Annotated in this window: 13 protein-coding genes and 1 pseudogene; 8 read left to right on the top strand and 6 right to left on the bottom strand. The window is 70.2% G+C overall.

Annotated elements, in window-relative coordinates; translation table 11 throughout:
* Positions 1–5: 5 nt before the first annotated feature.
* Entirely contained in the window at positions 6–1,319 is a 1,314-nt protein-coding gene (locus tag VF542_RS15130) for an ADP-ribosylglycohydrolase family protein (RefSeq protein WP_408652530.1), read from the top strand.
* 40 nt (positions 1,320–1,359) lie between these two features.
* On the opposite strand, the gene VF542_RS15125 is transcribed toward VF542_RS15130, so the two are convergent.
* On the bottom strand, positions 1,360–2,520 hold the full coding sequence (locus VF542_RS15125) for an acyl-CoA dehydrogenase (RefSeq protein WP_408652529.1): 1,161 nt from the start codon (positions 2,518–2,520) through the stop codon (positions 1,360–1,362).
* A gap of 314 nt (positions 2,521–2,834) precedes the next feature.
* Between VF542_RS15125 and VF542_RS15120 the strand changes: the two genes are divergently transcribed.
* The 3 genes from VF542_RS15120 to VF542_RS15110 all read left to right on the top strand — a co-directional run bounded on the left by VF542_RS15120 (position 2,835) and on the right by VF542_RS15110 (position 7,250).
* Entirely contained in the window at positions 2,835–4,157 is a 1,323-nt protein-coding gene (locus tag VF542_RS15120) for a UDP-glucose dehydrogenase family protein (RefSeq protein ID WP_408652528.1), read from the top strand.
* Positions 4,158–4,292: 135 nt separating this feature from the next.
* Positions 4,293–4,496, top strand: a complete 204-nt coding sequence (locus tag VF542_RS15115; protein WP_408652527.1) for a hypothetical protein — start codon at positions 4,293–4,295, stop codon at positions 4,494–4,496.
* A gap of 1,464 nt (positions 4,497–5,960) precedes the next feature.
* Positions 5,961–7,250 (top strand): HNH endonuclease signature motif containing protein, encoded by a 1,290-nt coding sequence (locus tag VF542_RS15110; protein WP_408652526.1) that lies wholly within the window; start codon positions 5,961–5,963, stop codon positions 7,248–7,250.
* Positions 7,251–7,343: 93 nt separating this feature from the next.
* Here VF542_RS15110 and VF542_RS15105 read toward each other — a convergent pair whose 3' ends face one another.
* The 4 genes from VF542_RS15105 to VF542_RS15090 all read right to left on the bottom strand — a co-directional run bounded on the left by VF542_RS15105 (position 7,344) and on the right by VF542_RS15090 (position 13,035).
* Positions 7,344–8,225: an ABC transporter permease gene (locus tag VF542_RS15105; protein ID WP_408652525.1), complete on the bottom strand. Its 882-nt coding sequence runs from the start codon at positions 8,223–8,225 to the stop codon at positions 7,344–7,346.
* A gap of 211 nt (positions 8,226–8,436) precedes the next feature.
* Positions 8,437–11,304: an alpha/beta fold hydrolase gene (locus VF542_RS15100; RefSeq protein ID WP_408652524.1), complete on the bottom strand. Its 2,868-nt coding sequence runs from the start codon at positions 11,302–11,304 to the stop codon at positions 8,437–8,439.
* On the bottom strand, positions 11,301–11,855 hold the full coding sequence (purE, locus tag VF542_RS15095; protein ID WP_408652523.1) for a 5-(carboxyamino)imidazole ribonucleotide mutase: 555 nt from the start codon (positions 11,853–11,855) through the stop codon (positions 11,301–11,303). The genes VF542_RS15100 and purE overlap by 4 nt, the downstream gene beginning before the upstream one ends.
* On the bottom strand, positions 11,848–13,035 hold the full coding sequence (locus VF542_RS15090; RefSeq protein ID WP_408652522.1) for a 5-(carboxyamino)imidazole ribonucleotide synthase: 1,188 nt from the start codon (positions 13,033–13,035) through the stop codon (positions 11,848–11,850). The genes purE and VF542_RS15090 overlap by 8 nt, the downstream gene beginning before the upstream one ends.
* A 276-nt stretch (positions 13,036–13,311) precedes the next feature.
* Here VF542_RS15090 and VF542_RS15085 point away from each other — a divergent pair, with 276 nt between their 5' ends.
* Entirely contained in the window at positions 13,312–14,019 is a 708-nt protein-coding gene (locus tag VF542_RS15085; RefSeq protein WP_408652521.1) for a dienelactone hydrolase family protein, read from the top strand.
* Between the two features lie 75 nt (positions 14,020–14,094).
* Positions 14,095–14,637, top strand: a complete 543-nt coding sequence (locus tag VF542_RS15080; RefSeq protein ID WP_408652520.1) for a GtrA family protein — start codon at positions 14,095–14,097, stop codon at positions 14,635–14,637.
* Positions 14,638–14,752: 115 nt separating this feature from the next.
* Here VF542_RS15080 and VF542_RS15075 read toward each other — a convergent pair whose 3' ends face one another.
* Positions 14,753–15,124, bottom strand: coding sequence for a YchJ family protein (locus tag VF542_RS15075; RefSeq protein WP_408652519.1), 372 nt, complete (start codon positions 15,122–15,124; stop codon positions 14,753–14,755).
* Between the two features lie 70 nt (positions 15,125–15,194).
* Between VF542_RS15075 and VF542_RS15070 the strand changes: the two genes are divergently transcribed.
* Entirely contained in the window at positions 15,195–16,124 is a 930-nt protein-coding gene (locus tag VF542_RS15070; protein WP_408652518.1) for a hypothetical protein, read from the top strand.
* A gap of 8 nt (positions 16,125–16,132) precedes the next feature.
* Positions 16,133–16,606: pseudogene (locus VF542_RS15065) on the top strand (DNA polymerase Y family protein); the annotation flags it as partial.

The raw sequence follows: 16,606 nt of genomic DNA, 5'->3' as shown, positions 1-16,606 counted from the left end.
CGACAGTGCACGACGTACTCGATCCCTGCGACCTGATCCCCGACGAGGCGGAGCAGCTCGCGCACAGCGGGTATCCCGTGGGCGCCCTCGAATCCGACGCGCGCGACGCGGCGGCCGCGAAGGACTTGCGCCGCTTGGCAGCGGTGTCCGCGCGCCTGGGGGAGCTGCGGCGCGCGGCGGACTGGGGCTACGAGGAGCCCGAGGATGACCGAGCTCTGCTGGAGATCGCGGGCAGCGCCCGGTCCGTCGCCGTCGCGGTAGAGGAGTTGCCCGGCCGATTGCGCGGTGCCTGGCGCGGCAGGGCGGTCGGGAACACCTTGGGAAAGCCCATCGAGGGCCTGACGCGCTCGCAGGTGGAGACCTACCTGCGAGCCGCGGGACAGTGGCCGCTACGGGGCTACCTCCCGCTGCTCGACCCGCTGCCCGCGGGAGTGCCCGCACTGCATCCCTGCGCGCCGATCGCCTGTGCCGGCCGGTTCGTCGACGTCCCACGCGACGACGACCTCGACTGGACGATCCTCGCCCTGCACGTCCTCGAGGTGCACGGCCGCGAGTTCACCACCGAGCAGATGGCGGCCGTCTGGCTGGACCGCGTGCCGTTCACGCAGACCTACACCGCCGAGCGGGCGGCGTACCGCAACCTGATCCACCGGCTCAGCCCGCCCGCGACCGCGACGCACGACAATCCCTATCGCGAATGGATCGGCGCGCTCATCCGCGGCGACGCCTACGGGTACGTGTCTCCAGGCGATCCGGGCGAAGCCGCGGGCATGGCGCTCGTGGACGCCCGCCTGAGCCACACCGCGAACGGCAAGTACGGCGAGATGTGGGCGGCCGCGCTCGTCGCGTCGGCACTCGCGGTGTCGAGCGCCCGCGAAGCGCTCACCCTCGCGCACGCGGTCCTGCCGCCTCGCTCGCGCCTCGCGCACGCGCTCGACGCCGTTCTGGCAATGCACCGCGACGGCGCGAGTGCCACCGCCGCGCTCGACTGGGTCGATGAGGCCCTGGGCTTCTATCCCTGGGTGCACACCGTCAACAACGCCGCCCTGATCGCCATCGGGCTGCTGTGGGGCGCCGACTTCCTCGACGCCGTCGGGATCACCATCTCCGGCGGTCGTGACACCGACTCCAACGGTGCGACCGTGGGGAGCGTCTTCGGGGCCTTGCACGCGGACAGCGCCGTCCCCGCCGAGCTCGTCGGCACAACACACCTGCGGGTCCGCAGCGCGGTGCGTGACTTCGACGGCATCGGCATCGACGAGCTCGCCGAACGCACACTGCGTCTTGCGCGGGCCACGTCGACCACGGACGGGCTCTGACGGGCTACGGACTACTTGGCTACGGACTACGGACTACGGACTACTTCAGGATCTGGCGGGCGATGACCATGCGGTTGATCTGGTTGGTTCCCTCATAGATCTGGGTGATCTTGGCGTCGCGCATCATCCGCTCCACCGGGAAGTCCTCGGTGTAGCCGTAGCCGCCGAAGATCTGCACCGCGTCGGTGGTGACCTTCATCGCCACGTCGGAGGCGAAGGCCTTGGCCGAGGCCGAGTACCAGGTCAGCCCCGGCTCGCCGCGTTCGGCCTTCGCCGCGGCCGCGTAGATCAGCTGCCGGGCCGCCTCGGTCTGCATGACCATGTCGGCCAGCATGAACTGCAGCCCCTGGAAGTCGGCGATCGGCTTGCCGAACTGCCGGCGCTCCTTCATGTAGGCGATCGAGGCGTCGATCGCGCCCTGGGCGATCCCCAGCGCCTGGGCGCCGATGGTCAGCCGGGTGTGATCCAGGGTGGCCAGCGCGGTCTTGAACCCGGTACCGGGCTCGCCGATGATCCGGTCCGCCGGGATGGCGCAGTTCTCGAAGTGGATCTCACACGTCGGCGAGCCCTTGATGCCCAGCTTGCGCTCGTGCATGCCGACCGAGAAGCCGGGGTCGTCCTTGTGCACCACGAACGCCGAGATGCCGCGAGCGCCCTGGGACGGATCGGTCACCGCCATCACGGTGTAGTAGGTGGACACGCCCGCATTGCTGATCCAGCACTTGGTGCCGTTGAGCACCCAGTGGTCGCCGTCCAGCACCGCCCGGGTGCGCATCGCGGCGGCGTCGGAGCCGGCCTCCCGCTCGGACAGCGCGTAGGAGAACATCGCCTCGCCGGAGGCGACCGGCGGCAACACCTGCTTCTTCAGGTCCTCCGTCGCCGACAGCAGCAGCGGCATGGTGCCGAGCTTGTTCACCGCCGGGATCAGCGAGGACGAGGCGCAGACCCGGGCGACTTCCTCGATCACGATCACGGTGGCCAGGGAGTCCGCGCCCGCGCCGCCGTACTCCTCGGGAATGTGGACGGCGTGGAAACCGGATCGCACCAGGGCGGCCAGCACATCGTGCGGGAACTGCGCGGTCCGGTCGATCTCGGCGGCCCGTGGCGCGATCTTGTCCTCGGCCAGCGAGCGCACCGCCTCACGCAACATGGTGTGCTCGTCGGTGAGCCGGTAGCTGTCGAAGTTCGGGTTGAGCGCCATGGCGATAAGCGTTACCCATCAGTAGCGGGTTCGCAACGGTCTGCGCGCATCATCACTGCCGCTCGCCCGTCCGAGGTTCGGTGGGGTGCTGGATGAGGTTCCGGGGGGTGCTGGATGAGGTTCCGTGGGTGCTGGATGAGGTTCCGTGGGTGCTTGGATGCGGTTCGGCGCGCGGCTGGATGAGCTTCCGGACGCGGCTGGATAGGGCAATCGGGGGCTGTCCGGCGAGCGAAAGCGGTGCTGGCTCACCGAGGCGATAGCCTCGGGATCCGGGCCCGGCCGCATGCCGGGCAGTGAGTGTCCAGGAGGCAGCCATGGCCGAGCGTCCACGCCTCTCGGTGATCGGCACCGGCTACCTCGGCGCCACCCATGCGGTGTGCATGGTCGAACTCGGCTACGAGGTCATCGGCCTGGACGTCGACCTGGCCAGGATCCAGACGCTGCAGGCGGGCAGGATCCCGTTCTTCGAGCCCGGGCTGCCCGAACTGCTCGCCAAGCACATCGACTCCGGGCGGTTGCGGTTCACCACCGACTACGCCGAGGTGGCCGAGTTCGCCGACGTCCACTTCGTCTGCGTCGGCACCCCGCAGAAGGAGGGGCAGTACGCCGCGGATCTCAGCTACCTGTGGGCCGCGTTCCGCTCGCTGGCGCCACACCTGGACCGGCGGGTGCTGGTGGTCGGCAAGTCCACGGTGCCGGCCGGCACCGCGGCGCAGCTGGCCGGGGTGCTGGCCGAGCTGGCGCCGCACCCGGAGGTGGAGCTGGCCTGGAATCCCGAGTTCCTGCGCGAGGGTTTCGCCGTCGAGGACACCCTGCGACCGGACCGGCTGGTCTTCGGGGTGCGCAGCGACTGGGCCGAGCAGACGCTGCGCTCGGCGTTCGCGCCGGTCATCGAGGCCGGCACGCCGGTGATCGTGACCGACTTCGCCACCGCCGAGCTGGTCAAGGTCGCCGCCAACTCGTTCCTGGCCACCAAGATCAGCTTCATCAACGCCATGGCCGAGGTGTGCGAGGCCACCGGTGCCGACGTCACCCAGCTCGCCGACGCGATCGGCCACGACGTCCGGATCGGTCGGCGCTTCCTCAACGCGGGCCTCGGCTTCGGCGGCGGCTGCCTGCCCAAGGACATCCGGGGCTTCATCGCCCGGGCCGGTGAGCTGGGGGTGGACCAGGCGGTGTCGTTCCTGCGCGACGTCGACGAGATCAACCAGCGCCGCCGGGCCCGGACCGTCGAGCTCGGCCTGGACCTGCTGGACGGTTCGTATCGCGGCACCCGGGTCGCGATCCTGGGCGCGGCGTTCAAGCCGAACTCCGACGACGTCCGGGACTCGCCCGCCCTGGACGTGGCGGCCGCGGTCGGCCGGCGGGGCGCCAGCGTGCTGGTGTTCGACCCGGAGGCCAACGCCAGCGCGCAGCGGCTGCACCCGGAACTGGCCTACGCCGCCTCGCTGGAGGAGGCGGTCGAGCAGGCGGACCTGATCATGCTGCTGACCGAGTGGTCGATCTTCCGCGCGATGGATCCCGAAGCGATCGGCGCCCGGGTCGCGCAGCGCAACGTCGTCGACGGCCGCAACGTGCTCGACCCGGTGCAGTGGCGAGCCGCCGGCTGGACCTACCGGGCACTGGGCCGGCCGTAGCTCTGACGGCGCGGATGGTAGGGCGCTCCACGTTTCCTCGCCGGAGGCGGGTGCCAGGGCCTGTCAGGCAACGGCGGCTGATCGGCTTCTCAGCTACCGTCCACTGGGAACCTGTCACCGCTTGAGGGAGGGTCAATGAGTGCGATCACGCTCCACTACGGAACCGTTGGATTCACCGTCCAGGGCGATGCCACCACCATTAAGAAGCTCGGTGACGACATCAGCAGCGCCGTCCGTCAGGGCGGCAACTTCGTCACCATCCCCACCTCTAGAGGGAACATACGCGTCCTGTTCACTGCCGGCGTCCCCGTCTGGTTCGCCGAGCCCGAGAGCCGCTGAGTAGATCCTTTTCGAGCCGCCCCTCGGTGAGCTGGACGACTTTCGAACGTGGATCATTCTTCCTACGATGGCTGGCGGGTCTTCCTTCGGCGCTCGTCTTCATTCGACCTGGCGGATGCAACAGCGGTAGCGACGTCCGATGACCGATGGTAATCAAATCCGCGGCGCTACCGACCTCGGCAACCTGGCTAGTGCTTAGGGCACCCCCTCGCGGGTGTACGTCTAGCGTGGTTGGCTTGTCAGGCGGTACGACCGCTCTGATGGTTCATCAACTGCTCCCACTCCGCAGGAGGGCCAGTTCATCCTGGGCCGCAGCCCTCTTAGCCTACGTGGTTGCCTCGATCGGCAGTTTCGTCCCTGTGGGGCTAAAGCTTGTGAGGCCGGTCAAGCTGCATCCCGGTGGGCCGTCTTTCGCCGATTCTCCTGCTTTCAGTCCGCAGGCGCGCACCCGCCTGAGCCAGCACTGGGAGCGGTTGGAGGGCACCCTCGCTTTTGGAAGACCCAAGCGGCCAAGTACAAGGCTTTCCATAACTACTCGGTCGTATGGATCACAGTTGCCACTGTGGCGGTACCTTTCTTAGCGCAAGGTATATCCGACGACCCATGGTCGAAATGGTTGGTAACTATAGTGGGCGCTCACGCCGCGCTTCTCTCGCGCTTTCTCGGGCATTTGGCGTGGAGAGAAACTATAGGACCTTCCGCCATGGCGAGTCAGAGTTCTATGACGTATACCGGCGACTGCTCGACCGGCCAGAATCGTTCGGACGCACTGAGAACTCCCAGCTCCGCGCTTACTTTGAGAAAGTTGAGCTCGTGCGTCGGTTTATCCGTACTGTGGAAACCGGACAACTTCCCCTCAGTAGAGGAGATCGCGCAGCCCGAAACGCCAGCGGGTTCTGAGAGATTGGGTACGATGAATCCGCCACCGCCAAGTTCAAATTGACGATGTCACTCACCTTGTCTCGGGGGTTCTTGAACCCGTTGGTCCCGAGACGCTGTAAGCATTTGAAGCATCTACTATGTCGCGTCAAAAGGTCACTCCGTGGCGTCGGAGTCGGAGTCGTCGAAGTCGTCTTCTATTGGTCCTACCCCATCGATCGGTCCAGTCAAATGCCTGCACGTGGACGTGGAGGTATTGGCTGCGTGCTTCCAGAAAGCCTGCATAATCGTCGACTAGGGCTGCGTTGAGCGCCGTCTCCGGTACTAAATTGGACGCAAGCCGCTTCCCTCAGAGCGTCCCGGCCCGAGTCAGCTGCCGGGTGAGTAGACAGCAGTAATGAGGCTCTAGTCAGGCTCTTATGAAGTGATGTCCGCCCGGCTGGCGCCGTCGTGCGGTGAATCCCTGACAGCCGGACGTCTCAAATTGAAGACAGCCCAGCAGGGCGTCAGTCAGACCCAGAGTCACGACCGCCAGGGACCCGCTTTCCCTCATTACTGTCAGACCCTTGTCGTAGTGTCTGATGTATGACGATAGCGGTGGGTACGGGTGCGGCGGTGCTCGCCGCTTCTCAGTTGCCCGCCGCCGTTGGCCAGCTTGCCGGCTGCTCGCTGTCGACCTTGGCTGATGAGGAGCTGTTGGAGGTGGTCCGGGTTACGGAGCGGGCCCGGCGGCAGTTGGAGGCTCTGGACGCAACACTGATCGCGGAACTCGAAGCCCGGAACCTGCCCGGCCGGTTGGTGCTGCGCGGACCCGCCCAGTTGCTGTCCGGACTGTTGAACCTGTCCCCGGTCGAAAGCTCAGCCCGGGTGAGGCAGGCCCGCGAGCTGGGATCTCGCAGCACCCTGACTGGAGACAGGCTGCCACCCCTGCTGCCGGCCACCGCCGCCGCCCGCGCGGATGGAGCCATCACCGCCAAGCACGCCGAGGTCATCATCCAGACAATGACCCGGCTGCGCGCCGCGCAACTGCCGGTGCCGGACCAGGTCGAGGCGGAGGCGTTCCTGGTCGAACAGGCGCAGAGCTTCAACCCGAGCATCCTGACCGGCATTGCCCGGCAGCTGATCGACACCCTGGACCCGGACGGGCGGCTCGCCGACGAGCAGAGTCAGCAGCGCCACCGGTTCCTGACCTGCGTACCCACCGGCGACGGGATGCACCGGCTGACCGCCGACCTCGATCCTGAGACCGCCGCGCTGGCGATGACCGTGCTGCACGCCCTGGCCGCTCCGAAACCGTCCACCGCAGGTGATCGGGATGAGCGCAGCGCCGGGCAGCGGCTGCACGACGCCTTCCGCTCGGTGCTGAAGCTGGCCCTGCGCGCCGGCGAACTGCCCACCAGCGCTGGAATTCCGACGACCGTGCTGATCACCATGACTGCCGACCAGTTCGAGACCGGTACCGGCCTGGCGCATACAAGCTACGGGCAGAAACTCAGCGTCGACCGAGCCCTGCGGATGGCTGACCAGGCAGCCATCGGCTGGATCGTGCACAGCAGCACCGGCGGAATCCTCAACTACGGCACCACCCGACGCACCGCCACCGACAAACAGACCCTGGCCTTGATCGTCCGCGACCAGGGCTGCGCCTTTCCTGGCTGTGCCGACCCACCGGAGTGGACCGAGAAACACCACATCAAAGCCTGGCGGCACGGCGGCGCCACCGATCTCGACAATCTCTGCTTGCTGTGCGATTTTCACCACGACCGCATCGACACCGGCGGCTGGACCATCACCATGCTCGACGGCGTGCCGTGGTTCGTGCCACCGGTCTGGGTCGACGCCGAGCAGCGGCCCCGCCGTAACGTCCGGGCTTAACACGTGGAAGACCAGCCGCCGGCCGCCGGTCCGTCTATGGACGGGGTTCAGCCGCAGCCGAATGACACGGCACGCCGGGTTGACCAAGGCCGCTCAGCTGGTGATGTCCTTGCGGGCAAAGCGGGTCCAGGCCAGGGTGAAGAACACGGCGCTGTAGATCACCACCAGCGCGCTGCCGCGGATCATGTCGTCCCAGTTGATCACCGGGGTGAGGGCGTCCAGCCACGAGTACTGGAAGTGGGTGGGCAGCACCACCCGGTAGGGATCAAGCGCGGTGATCGAGTCCAGGATGTTGGAGATCACCACCAGGAAGGTGGCGCCGCCGACCGCCGCCAGCGGCGCGTCGGTGAGCACGGTCAGCAGGAAGGCCAGCGCCGCGACCACCAACGCCTGGCCCGAGGCGTACAGCGCGACGATCAGCATCCGTTGCAGGGTTTCGGTGTAGGAGAAGCTGCCTCCGAACGGCGACCTGGCCGGGTCCCAGCCGAAGAACACCCCGCCCACCAGGTACGCCCAGGCCGGCAGCAGCAGGTTGACGCCGAAGGAGAACGTCAATGCCACCAGCAACTTCTGGCGCAGCAGCCGGGCGCGCGGGATCGGCATCGCCAGCAGGTACCGCAGCGAGGACCAGCTGGCTTCGCTGGCGACGGTGTCGCCGCAGAACATCGCCACGATCACCACCAGCAGGAAGCCCACCGAGGCGAACTCGGTGAACAGGGCGAAGTTGCCGGCCCCCGCGGTCGCGAGGTCGACCAGGGCCGGCCGGTTCCGGTTGGAGCTGCCGGACCCGCCGATCTTGAACGCCAGCGCCATGATGATCGGCAACGCCAGCAGCAGCAGTCCGACCAGCTGGGTGCGCCGGCGGGTGAGCTGGCGGGCGAACTCGACACGCAACGGCATGGTCCGCCCGCTGTCAAAGGCGGGCTCCGTCCGGGGGCGGGACTGCTCGGACAGCCCGGCTTCGCCGGCTGGCATGCCTGGTCCGGCTGGCATTCCTGGTCCGGCTGGCAGTCCTGGTTCGGCTGGCACGGTGGGCAGTTCCGCCAAGCGCGAATGGACGCCCCGCCGGGTCGCCGGCACGGCAGCCGATGCCTGGTCTGCGCCGGTGCCGGCTGATGCGCCGCTGCCCTCTGATGCGCCGGTGCCGGCTGATGCGCCGCTGCCGGCTCCTGGTACGCCTGCGTCGCTAGTCAACGCGCTCTCCGATCAGGTCCAGGAACACGTCTTCCAGGGCCCGCCGCGCCGGCACCGCCCGGGACGGGACACCGGCCGCCGCCAGCACCTCGCGGGCCCGGTCGACGTCATCGACGGCCAGCTGGCTGGAACCGGAACCGGCCACCTCGGCAACCGACCCGGCCGCCACCAGCCGGCCGCGGTGCATCACCACCACATGGCTGCAGGTCTGCTCGACCTCGGCCAGCAGGTGCGAGGACACGATGACCGTCCGCCCGGTGGCGGCGTAGCGACCCAGCACCACTCGCATCTCGGCGATCTGCGGCGGATCCAGACCGTTGGTCGGCTCGTCCAGCACCAGCACGTCGGGCAGGCCCAGCATCGCCTGGGCGATGGCCAGGCGCTGCTGCATGCCGTGGCTGTAGGTCTTCACCCGGCGCTCCAGCGACTCGCCCAGGCCGGCGATCTCGAGCACCGTCTCGAACTGCGCCTGCTCCACCGGCCGGCCGGACGCGGCCCAGAACAGCCGCAGGTTCTCCCGGCCGCTCAGGTGCGGCAGGAAACCCGGCCCCTCGACGAAAGCCCCCAGCCTGGACAGCACCTGCGCGCCCGGCACCACCTCGTGGCCGAACACCCGGATCGAACCCGAGGTCGGCAGGATCAGCCCCATCAGCACCCGCAGCGTGGTGGTCTTGCCGGCACCGTTCGGTCCTAGCAACCCCAGCACCTGACCGCGCTCGACCCGGAAACTCACCCCGTCCACCGCGCGGTAGCCGTCGGCGTAGACCTTCGCCAGGTTCTCGACCACGATCGGCACCTGGACGAGCGCCGGGTCGGCGCTGCTGGGGCGCCGGGACCGCAACCGCCACCAGCCGTAGGCGAAGCACAGCAGCAGCACCAGCGCCGCCCCGATCAGCCAGTTGCGGGCGCCGCCGGTGCGGACCTCGGTGACCGGCAGCGACGCCACACTCAACGTGGCGCTGCCCGGGGCCAGGCTCTCGCCGAGCGCGATCGTGTACGTGTCCGGCGCGGGGGGCAACTGGTAGCCGAAGTCGGTGGTGCTGACCTCGACCGCCAGCCGGTGCCCAGCCGGCACCTCGGCCACGATCCAGGGCAACCGCGCCACCACCTGTCGCGCCTGCCCCGGTTCCCCGGTCAGCCGGATCGGTGACACCAGCCGGGCCGGCAGGGTGTCCGAACCGTCCGGGCCCAGGTCGTGCAGCGACACGAACAGGGTGCTGAGGCCGGTCTTGCCGCCCGTCACCGTGAGCCTGACCTCGGACGAGCCGATCACCCGGACCGGCTCGGGCAGTGGATCGGAGCTGAACAGCGCACTCTGGCCGGGCAACCGGGACAGTCCTGCCGCGCCGCCCAGGCCCAGTCCGGCCGCGCCGCCGACCAGATCGCCGAGCCCCGGGATGGTGGACACGGCTGCCGGGGAGCCACCGGCCGGCGCGCTGATCCGCTGCGGGTCGCCGTGCAGCACGACCGGCAGCCTGCTGAAGCTGGCCTGGCCGGGTAGCCCCGGGTACCCGGCGGCTCGCTGGGTGGTGTCGATGGTGCGGCCACTGGTGGCCGAGATCCCCGCGCCGGGCTGGGCGATCAGGAAGCCGGTGTCGGCCTTGCCGCTTTCACCCTTGCCGGTGTCAGCCTTGCCGCTTTCACCCTTGCCGCTTTCACCCTTGCCGCTTTGAGCCTTGCCGCGCAGCTGCTGGTCGAAGAATCGCCTTTGGATGCTAGTGACATCGTCGTCCGCGCCCGGGGCGTCGTGGCCGCCGGCTCGCCAGCGGACCTGTACTTGCGCACCGGCGGCCGCGATCTGCCGGGCGTTGGCATCGGCCTCACTGAGCGGGAACAGCGAGTCCTGCTCGCCCTGGGTGAGCAAGGTCGGGGCCCGCATCCCGCTCAGCACGCTGGAGGGGCTCGATTCGGCCAGCAGGGTGGCCAGCTGCAGGTTCGGCGCGCCGCCGACCGCCTGCTGGTAACTGGTACAGATGTCGGCGGCGAACCTGCCGCAACTGCTGGAGCCCGCCTCGGAGCCGCCCGGAGCCGCGCCGCCGCCCGGAGTGGCACCGCCGCCCGGAGTGGCACCGCCGCCCGGAGTGCCGCCGCCGCCGGGGCTCGCACCGCCGCCCGGGGTCGCGCCGCCGTCGGCGTTGGCAGCCGGTGCCGCGCTGAAGCCGCTGGCGAACAGATAGCCGGCCCACAGCTTCTTGAAGACCCCGATCTGCTGGCCAATGCCGCTGAGGGCATTGGGGAACAGCGACCCGGCCAGGTCGTTCCAGGTGATGTCGGCCGCCACCGCCCCGATCCGGTGGTCGGTCGCCCCGAGCATCAGGGCCAGCGCGCCGCCGTAGGACGAACCCGCCACCCCGATCACCGGCCGGTCACCGGCTCGCCGCACCTCCGGGCGGGCCTGCAGGAAGTCCAGCATCCGGTATCCGTCAGCCACCTCGTACCGGGTCGAGTCCAGGTGGATCAGGCCACCGGAGGCACCGAAACCCCGTGCGCTGTAGGCCAGCACCACGTAGCCGGCGCGGGCCAGGGTGCGTGCCTGGCCGTCCAGGCCGGCCTTCGAGCCGCCGAAGCCGTGCGCCAGCAGGATCGCCGGGGCCGGGGTGTGCTCGGGCAGGTAGAGCGAGGCATCCAGCAGCACCCGGCGGCCGTCCGGCTCGGGCGTGCCGGCTATCGAATGCGAGGACACCCGCAGCGCCGGCTCCCGGTTGAGCACCGCCAGCACCGTGATCGCCAGCAGGACGGCGAGCGCCGCGGCACCGACCTGCCTGGCGCGCCGGGTGGCCCACCACCGCCGGGCCGGCCGGCGGCCTGCCCCGAACCACCCGCGGCGCCGGACCGCCGTCGATGCCCGTCCGTTGCTCACCAACCGAGCGTACGGACCTGCTCGGCCAGCGCCCGGTCCTTGCGGAGCGCTGTCTCGGCAAGATCGGCCTGGAACGCCTCGATCCGGCCTCGCAACCGCTCGTCGGAGGCCCCCAGGATCCGGACCGCGAGCAGCCCGGCGTTCCGGGCGCCCCCGATCGACACGGTGGCCACCGGCACGCCGGCCGGCATCTGGACTATCGACAGCAGCGAGTCCATGCCGTCCAGGTACTTCAGCGGCACCGGCACGCCGATCACCGGCAGCGGCGTCAGCGAGGCGACCATGCCGGGCAGGTGGGCGGCGCCGCCGGCCCCCGCGATGATCACCCGCAGGCCGCGCCCGGCTGCCGAACGCGCATAGTCGAGCATCGCCTCGGGCGTCCGGTGGGCCGAGACCACCCGCACCTCGAACGGCACGCCGAACTCGGTGAGCGCCTCACCGGCCGCGGCCAGCACCGAGAAATCCGAGTCGCTGCCCATGATCACCCCGACCTGGGGTGACCGGTCGGCCGCGACGTCGGGCTCGGGCTGGGGCTGGGGCTGGTCAGTCATGGGCATCCACCTTCGCTCGCCGTCCCAGGGACAGGTAGTCCGCCGCCGCCCGGGCCCGGCCGCGCACCCGCGCCAGGTCACCGCCGAGCGCGGTCACGTGGCCGACCTTGCGACCGGGCCGGAACCCCTTGCCGTACAGGTGGATCTTGACGTCGGGCCACCTGGCCATCAGGTGGTGCACCCGCTCGTCCAGCGCCGGTTCGGTGTCGTCCGGGCCGCCGAGCACGTTGGCCATCACGACCACCGGCGCGGTCTGCGCGGTGACCCCCAGCGGGTAGTCCAGCACCGCTCGCAGGTGCTGCTCGAACTGGGACGTGCGCGATCCCTCGATCGTCCAGTGGCCGGAGTTGTGCGGCCGCATCGCCAGCTCGTTGACCAGCAGGGCGCCGCCGCGCTCGACGAACAGCTCCACCGCCAGCACCCCGACGACGTCGAGTTCGGCGGCGATCCGCAGCGCGAGCCGCTGGGCGAGCGCGGCCTGCCCGGCGCTCAGCCGCGGCGCCGGGGCGATCACCTCGGTACAGATCCCGTCCTGCTGGACGGTCTCCACCGGAGTCCAGGCCGCGCCCTGGCCCAACGGCGAGCGGGCCACCACCGCCGCGATCTCGAAGTCGAGGTCGACCTTGGCCTCCGCCAGCAGTGGCGTGCCGGACGCCAGCAGCGGATCGGCGTCATCGATCGAGTCGACGACCCAGACCCCCTTGCCGTCATAGCCGCCGGAGATCGCCTTGAGCACCACCGGCCAGCCGGCCGTCCGGGCGAAGTCCGCCAGCGCCGCCCGCGGATCGGCCTCGACCGACAGGTCCCGCCAGGCCGGGGCGGCAACCCCCAGACCAGCGAGCCGGCGGCGCATCTCGGCCTTGTTCTGGGCGAACCGCAAGGCCTGCGCCGAGGGCAGCACGAGCACCCCGTCGTCGGCCAGCGCCCGCAGGTGCTCGCCAGGCACGTGCTCGTGGTCGAAGGTCAGCACGTCACAACCGGCTGCGAACCGACGCAGGTCCGCCAGTGACCGGTAGTTCCCGACCTGGACGTCACTGGCCACCATCGCCGCGCCGTCGTCGGCGGAGTCGGCCAGCAGCCGCACCGACTGGCCCAGGGCGATAGCGGCCTGGTGGGTCATCCTGGCGAGCTGGCCCGCGCCCACCATGCCCACGACCGGCAGTCCGGTTCGGCTGTCCACAGTCGTGGAATCTAGTGCCTCGCCCCTGTCGCCGGGCCGAGGGTGCGGACGCGGCTCGTCGACGGCGGGTGTCAGTCCAGGCCGAGGCCGCGGCGCCCGATGGCGTTGAGGTCTCGACGCGGAACCGGTTGTCCCAGGCCGTCTCGTAGTTCTCCTCCGGGGTGCCTGAGCGGTGCACGCCAGGAAGCACTGCGCGCGCTGCAGGCCGCCATCCTTGCCGGACCCGATGCCCATCCGCGCGGATAGCTCTTCGGGGCGCTGGGTACGGTGGCAACCGTGATCACGCCCGAACCCAACCTGAGCGTGGAGCCCGGTCATCGACGGGCTGAGGCCGTCGTCCTGGTGTTGCACGGCGGCCGGGAGCTGAGCACCGACCCGGTGCGGGCGCGCCAGCTGGCGGTGCTGCGGATGGCGCCGTTCGCCCGCCGGATCGCCCGCCGCGGTGGCGGTCGGGTGGCGGTCGCCCGGCTGCGGTACGCCAGCCGTGGCTGGAACGCCACCCTGGGCAGCCCTGCCCCGGTCGGCGACGCGGACTGGGCGTTGCGGCAGCTGACCGAACGGTTTCCCGGCCTGCCGATCGGCCTGATCGGGCACTCGATGGGCGGCCGGACCGCGCTACGGGTGGGTGGCCACCCCCAGGTCCGCGGCATCGCGGCGCTGGCGCCGTGGCTGCCAGCCCGCGAGCCGGTCGACCAACTCGCCGGCCGGCGGGTGTTGCTGATGCACGGCAGCGCGGACCGGATGACCTCACCTGCCGGCACCGAGGCCTTCGCCGGCCGGCTGGAGGCCGCCGGCGCCGCCGTGAGCCTGGTGTCGGTCAACGGCGAGGGCCACGCGATGCTGCACCGGGCCCAGCTGTGGCACGAGCTGTCGAGCCAGTTCGTGCTGAGTACCGTGCTGCCCGACTTCGAACCGGCAGCCTGGCGGGGCGGGTCGAACCTGCTGGACCAGGTGGTGCACGGCCGGGTCCGGCTGAGCTGCTGAGGCGCCTGGCACCAGCTATCCGGCTGGAGCTGACCCGGCCTGGCAGGGAGCTGACCCGCCGTACACTCGGCAGTAATGCCTTCCTCACCCTCACTCATCGACCACATCCGCGGCTCCTGGCGGATCCTGGTCAAGGAAATCGCGGCTTTCGGTGTGGTCGGAGCCGTGGGGTTCATCGTCGACCTGGCGCTGTTCAACTTCTTCTTCGATCACGGCCAGATCGTGGCGAAGTCGATCTCGACGACGGTCGCCACCGGGGTCACCTACGTCGGCAACCGCAACCTCTCGTTCTCGCACCGGGCCCGCAGCAAGCTGGCCCGCGAGGCCGGCTACTTCTTCCTGATCAACCTGATCGCCCTGGCGGGCGCGCTGGTGATCATCGGGATCTTCTCCTACCCGCTGCATTACAAGCACGACGTGCTGGTGATGAACGTGGTGAACCTGTTCACCATCGGCCTGGGCACGATCTTCCGGTTCTGGGCCTACAAGCGGTTCGTGTTCCGCCATCCGGACCGGGTCGCGGCCGGCCTGCCCGACCGGGCCCCCGACGATCCCGAGGATCCCGACGATGACTCGGACGAGGATCCGGACACCGAGACGGTGCTCAGCGCCGGCTGAGCAGCCCCGTTCGGGTCGTGCCGCTGGGTCCGTACCCGGTGGGTCCGAGCTCAGGCTGGGCCGAGCTCAAGCTGGGGCCGAGCTCAAGCTGGGCCGAGCTCAAGCTGGGCCGAGCTCAGGCTGGGCCGAGGTAGCTCCAGCGCCCGTCCTGGCGCACGAACCGGCTGTTCTCGGTCAGCCTGCCGGGCACACCGGCCCGCAGGTAGCGTGCGGTGAAGGCCACCGTTCCGGTGTCTTCGAGCAACCCGCCACCGGCCTGACCGGTGACGTGCAGGGCCGTCCAGCTGAGCGAGGGATCGATCAGCGGACCGCTCGGCCGGGTCGAGGGGTGCCAGGTGGCGGCGAGGAACCGCTCGTCACCACGGGCGAAGGCGGTGTACCTGGCGCGCATCAGGGTGAGTGCGGTCGGCGGCTCCGCCTCGCCCCGGTGGTATCTGGCGCAGCACGACTCGTAGGGTTCGCCGGAACCGCACGGGCACCTGATCACAGCTCATTGTGCCGCGGGTGACTGCAAGATCCACCTTGACATATTCGAACAATTGTTCGAAAATCAGGAGGTGACTGCCGCCGGTTTCCAGCATCTTCCGGAACCGGAGTTCGCCCCGGATCAGGACACCGGGTACGAGACCTATCACGACGCTGATCATGACGCTGAGCACGACTTGGCGGCCGACCGGTTCGACGACAGTGACGGCGCCTACGCGGTCGCCGAGCCCGACCCGTTCAGCCAGCTGCCAGCGGGTCCGCTACGCCGGCCGGCGCTGCGGCCCGTGCTGCGAGCCGAGCTGAACTCCCAGCAGGTCGGTGCCATCACCACCCTGACCGCCCCGGCGCTGCCGCCGCTGCTGGTGCCGCCCGGGCTGAGGCAGTTGCTGCCGGACGGGCTGCGCCGGGGAAGCACCGTCGCGATCACCTCCTCGGTCTCGTTGCTGCTCGCCCTGCTCGGGCCGGCATCGGCAGCCGGTGCCTGGACGGCGATGGTGGGCATGCCGGCGATCAGCGCCGAGGCCGCCGTCGAGGCCGGCATCGCGTTGGAGCGGCTGGCGATCATCAGCCCGCCGACAGTCATGAGGGAGGATCGCAGCGACGCGGGAGCGAGGACCGGACCGAATAGCAGTGGGCGGGAGGATCGCAGCGACGCAGGAGCGAGCAGAGACGCGGAGGGCGGCTGGACCGGGGCGTCGTGGACCACCGCGGTCGGCGCCCTGCTCGACGCCGTGGACGTGGTGGTCGCCCGGCCCAGCGGGGTAACCGATGGCGACGCCCGCCGGCTAACCGCACGGGCCCGCAGCAAGGGCGGCATCCTGGTGCTGTTCGGCCCGCAGGCCGCGTCCTGGCCTGCCGTCGAGATCGAGCTGTCAGCCACCCACGGCCGCTGGACCGGGATCGACCGGGGCTACGGCCGGCTGCGGCAGCGCCAGCTTCGGGTGGCGGCAACCGGCCGGGGACGCGCGGCCCGGCCCCGCAACGCCGAGTTGTGGCTGTGAGGGCGCTGGTGGCTGAGCATGCTGGCCGGGCAGCTCTTCCGGGCCCGCCCCGGATGGCCGCCGTCTGGTGCCCGGACTGGCCGGTCACCGTCGCCCGGACCGGAGCCGGCCTGAGCGATACCGAACCGGTCGCGGTGTTCACCGCCAACCGGGTCGTCGCCTGCTCGCACGCCGCCCGCCGGCACGGCATCAAGCGCGGCCTGCGCCGGCGCGAGGCCCAGGCACGCTGTCCCGGGCTGGTGATCCTGCCCCGCAACCTGGCGGCCGAGGCCCGCGCCTTCGAGCCCGTCCTGGCCGCGATCGAATCGGTGGCGCTGGGAGTGGAGGTCGGGCGCCCGGGGCTGGCCATGATCGGGGTGCGCGGCGCCACCCGGTACTTCGGCAGCGAGGCAGCCGTCCTGCACGCCCTGGCGCGGGCCATCGCCGAGCACACCGAGGACGTGTTGATCGGAGTCGCCGACGGCGCCTTCGCCGCCGAGCAG

Source organism: Jatrophihabitans sp., assembly GCF_036389215.1.
GTDB lineage: Bacteria > Actinomycetota > Actinomycetes > Mycobacteriales > Jatrophihabitantaceae > Jatrophihabitans_A.
The sequence above is the reverse complement of the archived record's forward strand: the minus strand, read 5'-3'. Positions and strand labels throughout refer to the sequence as shown.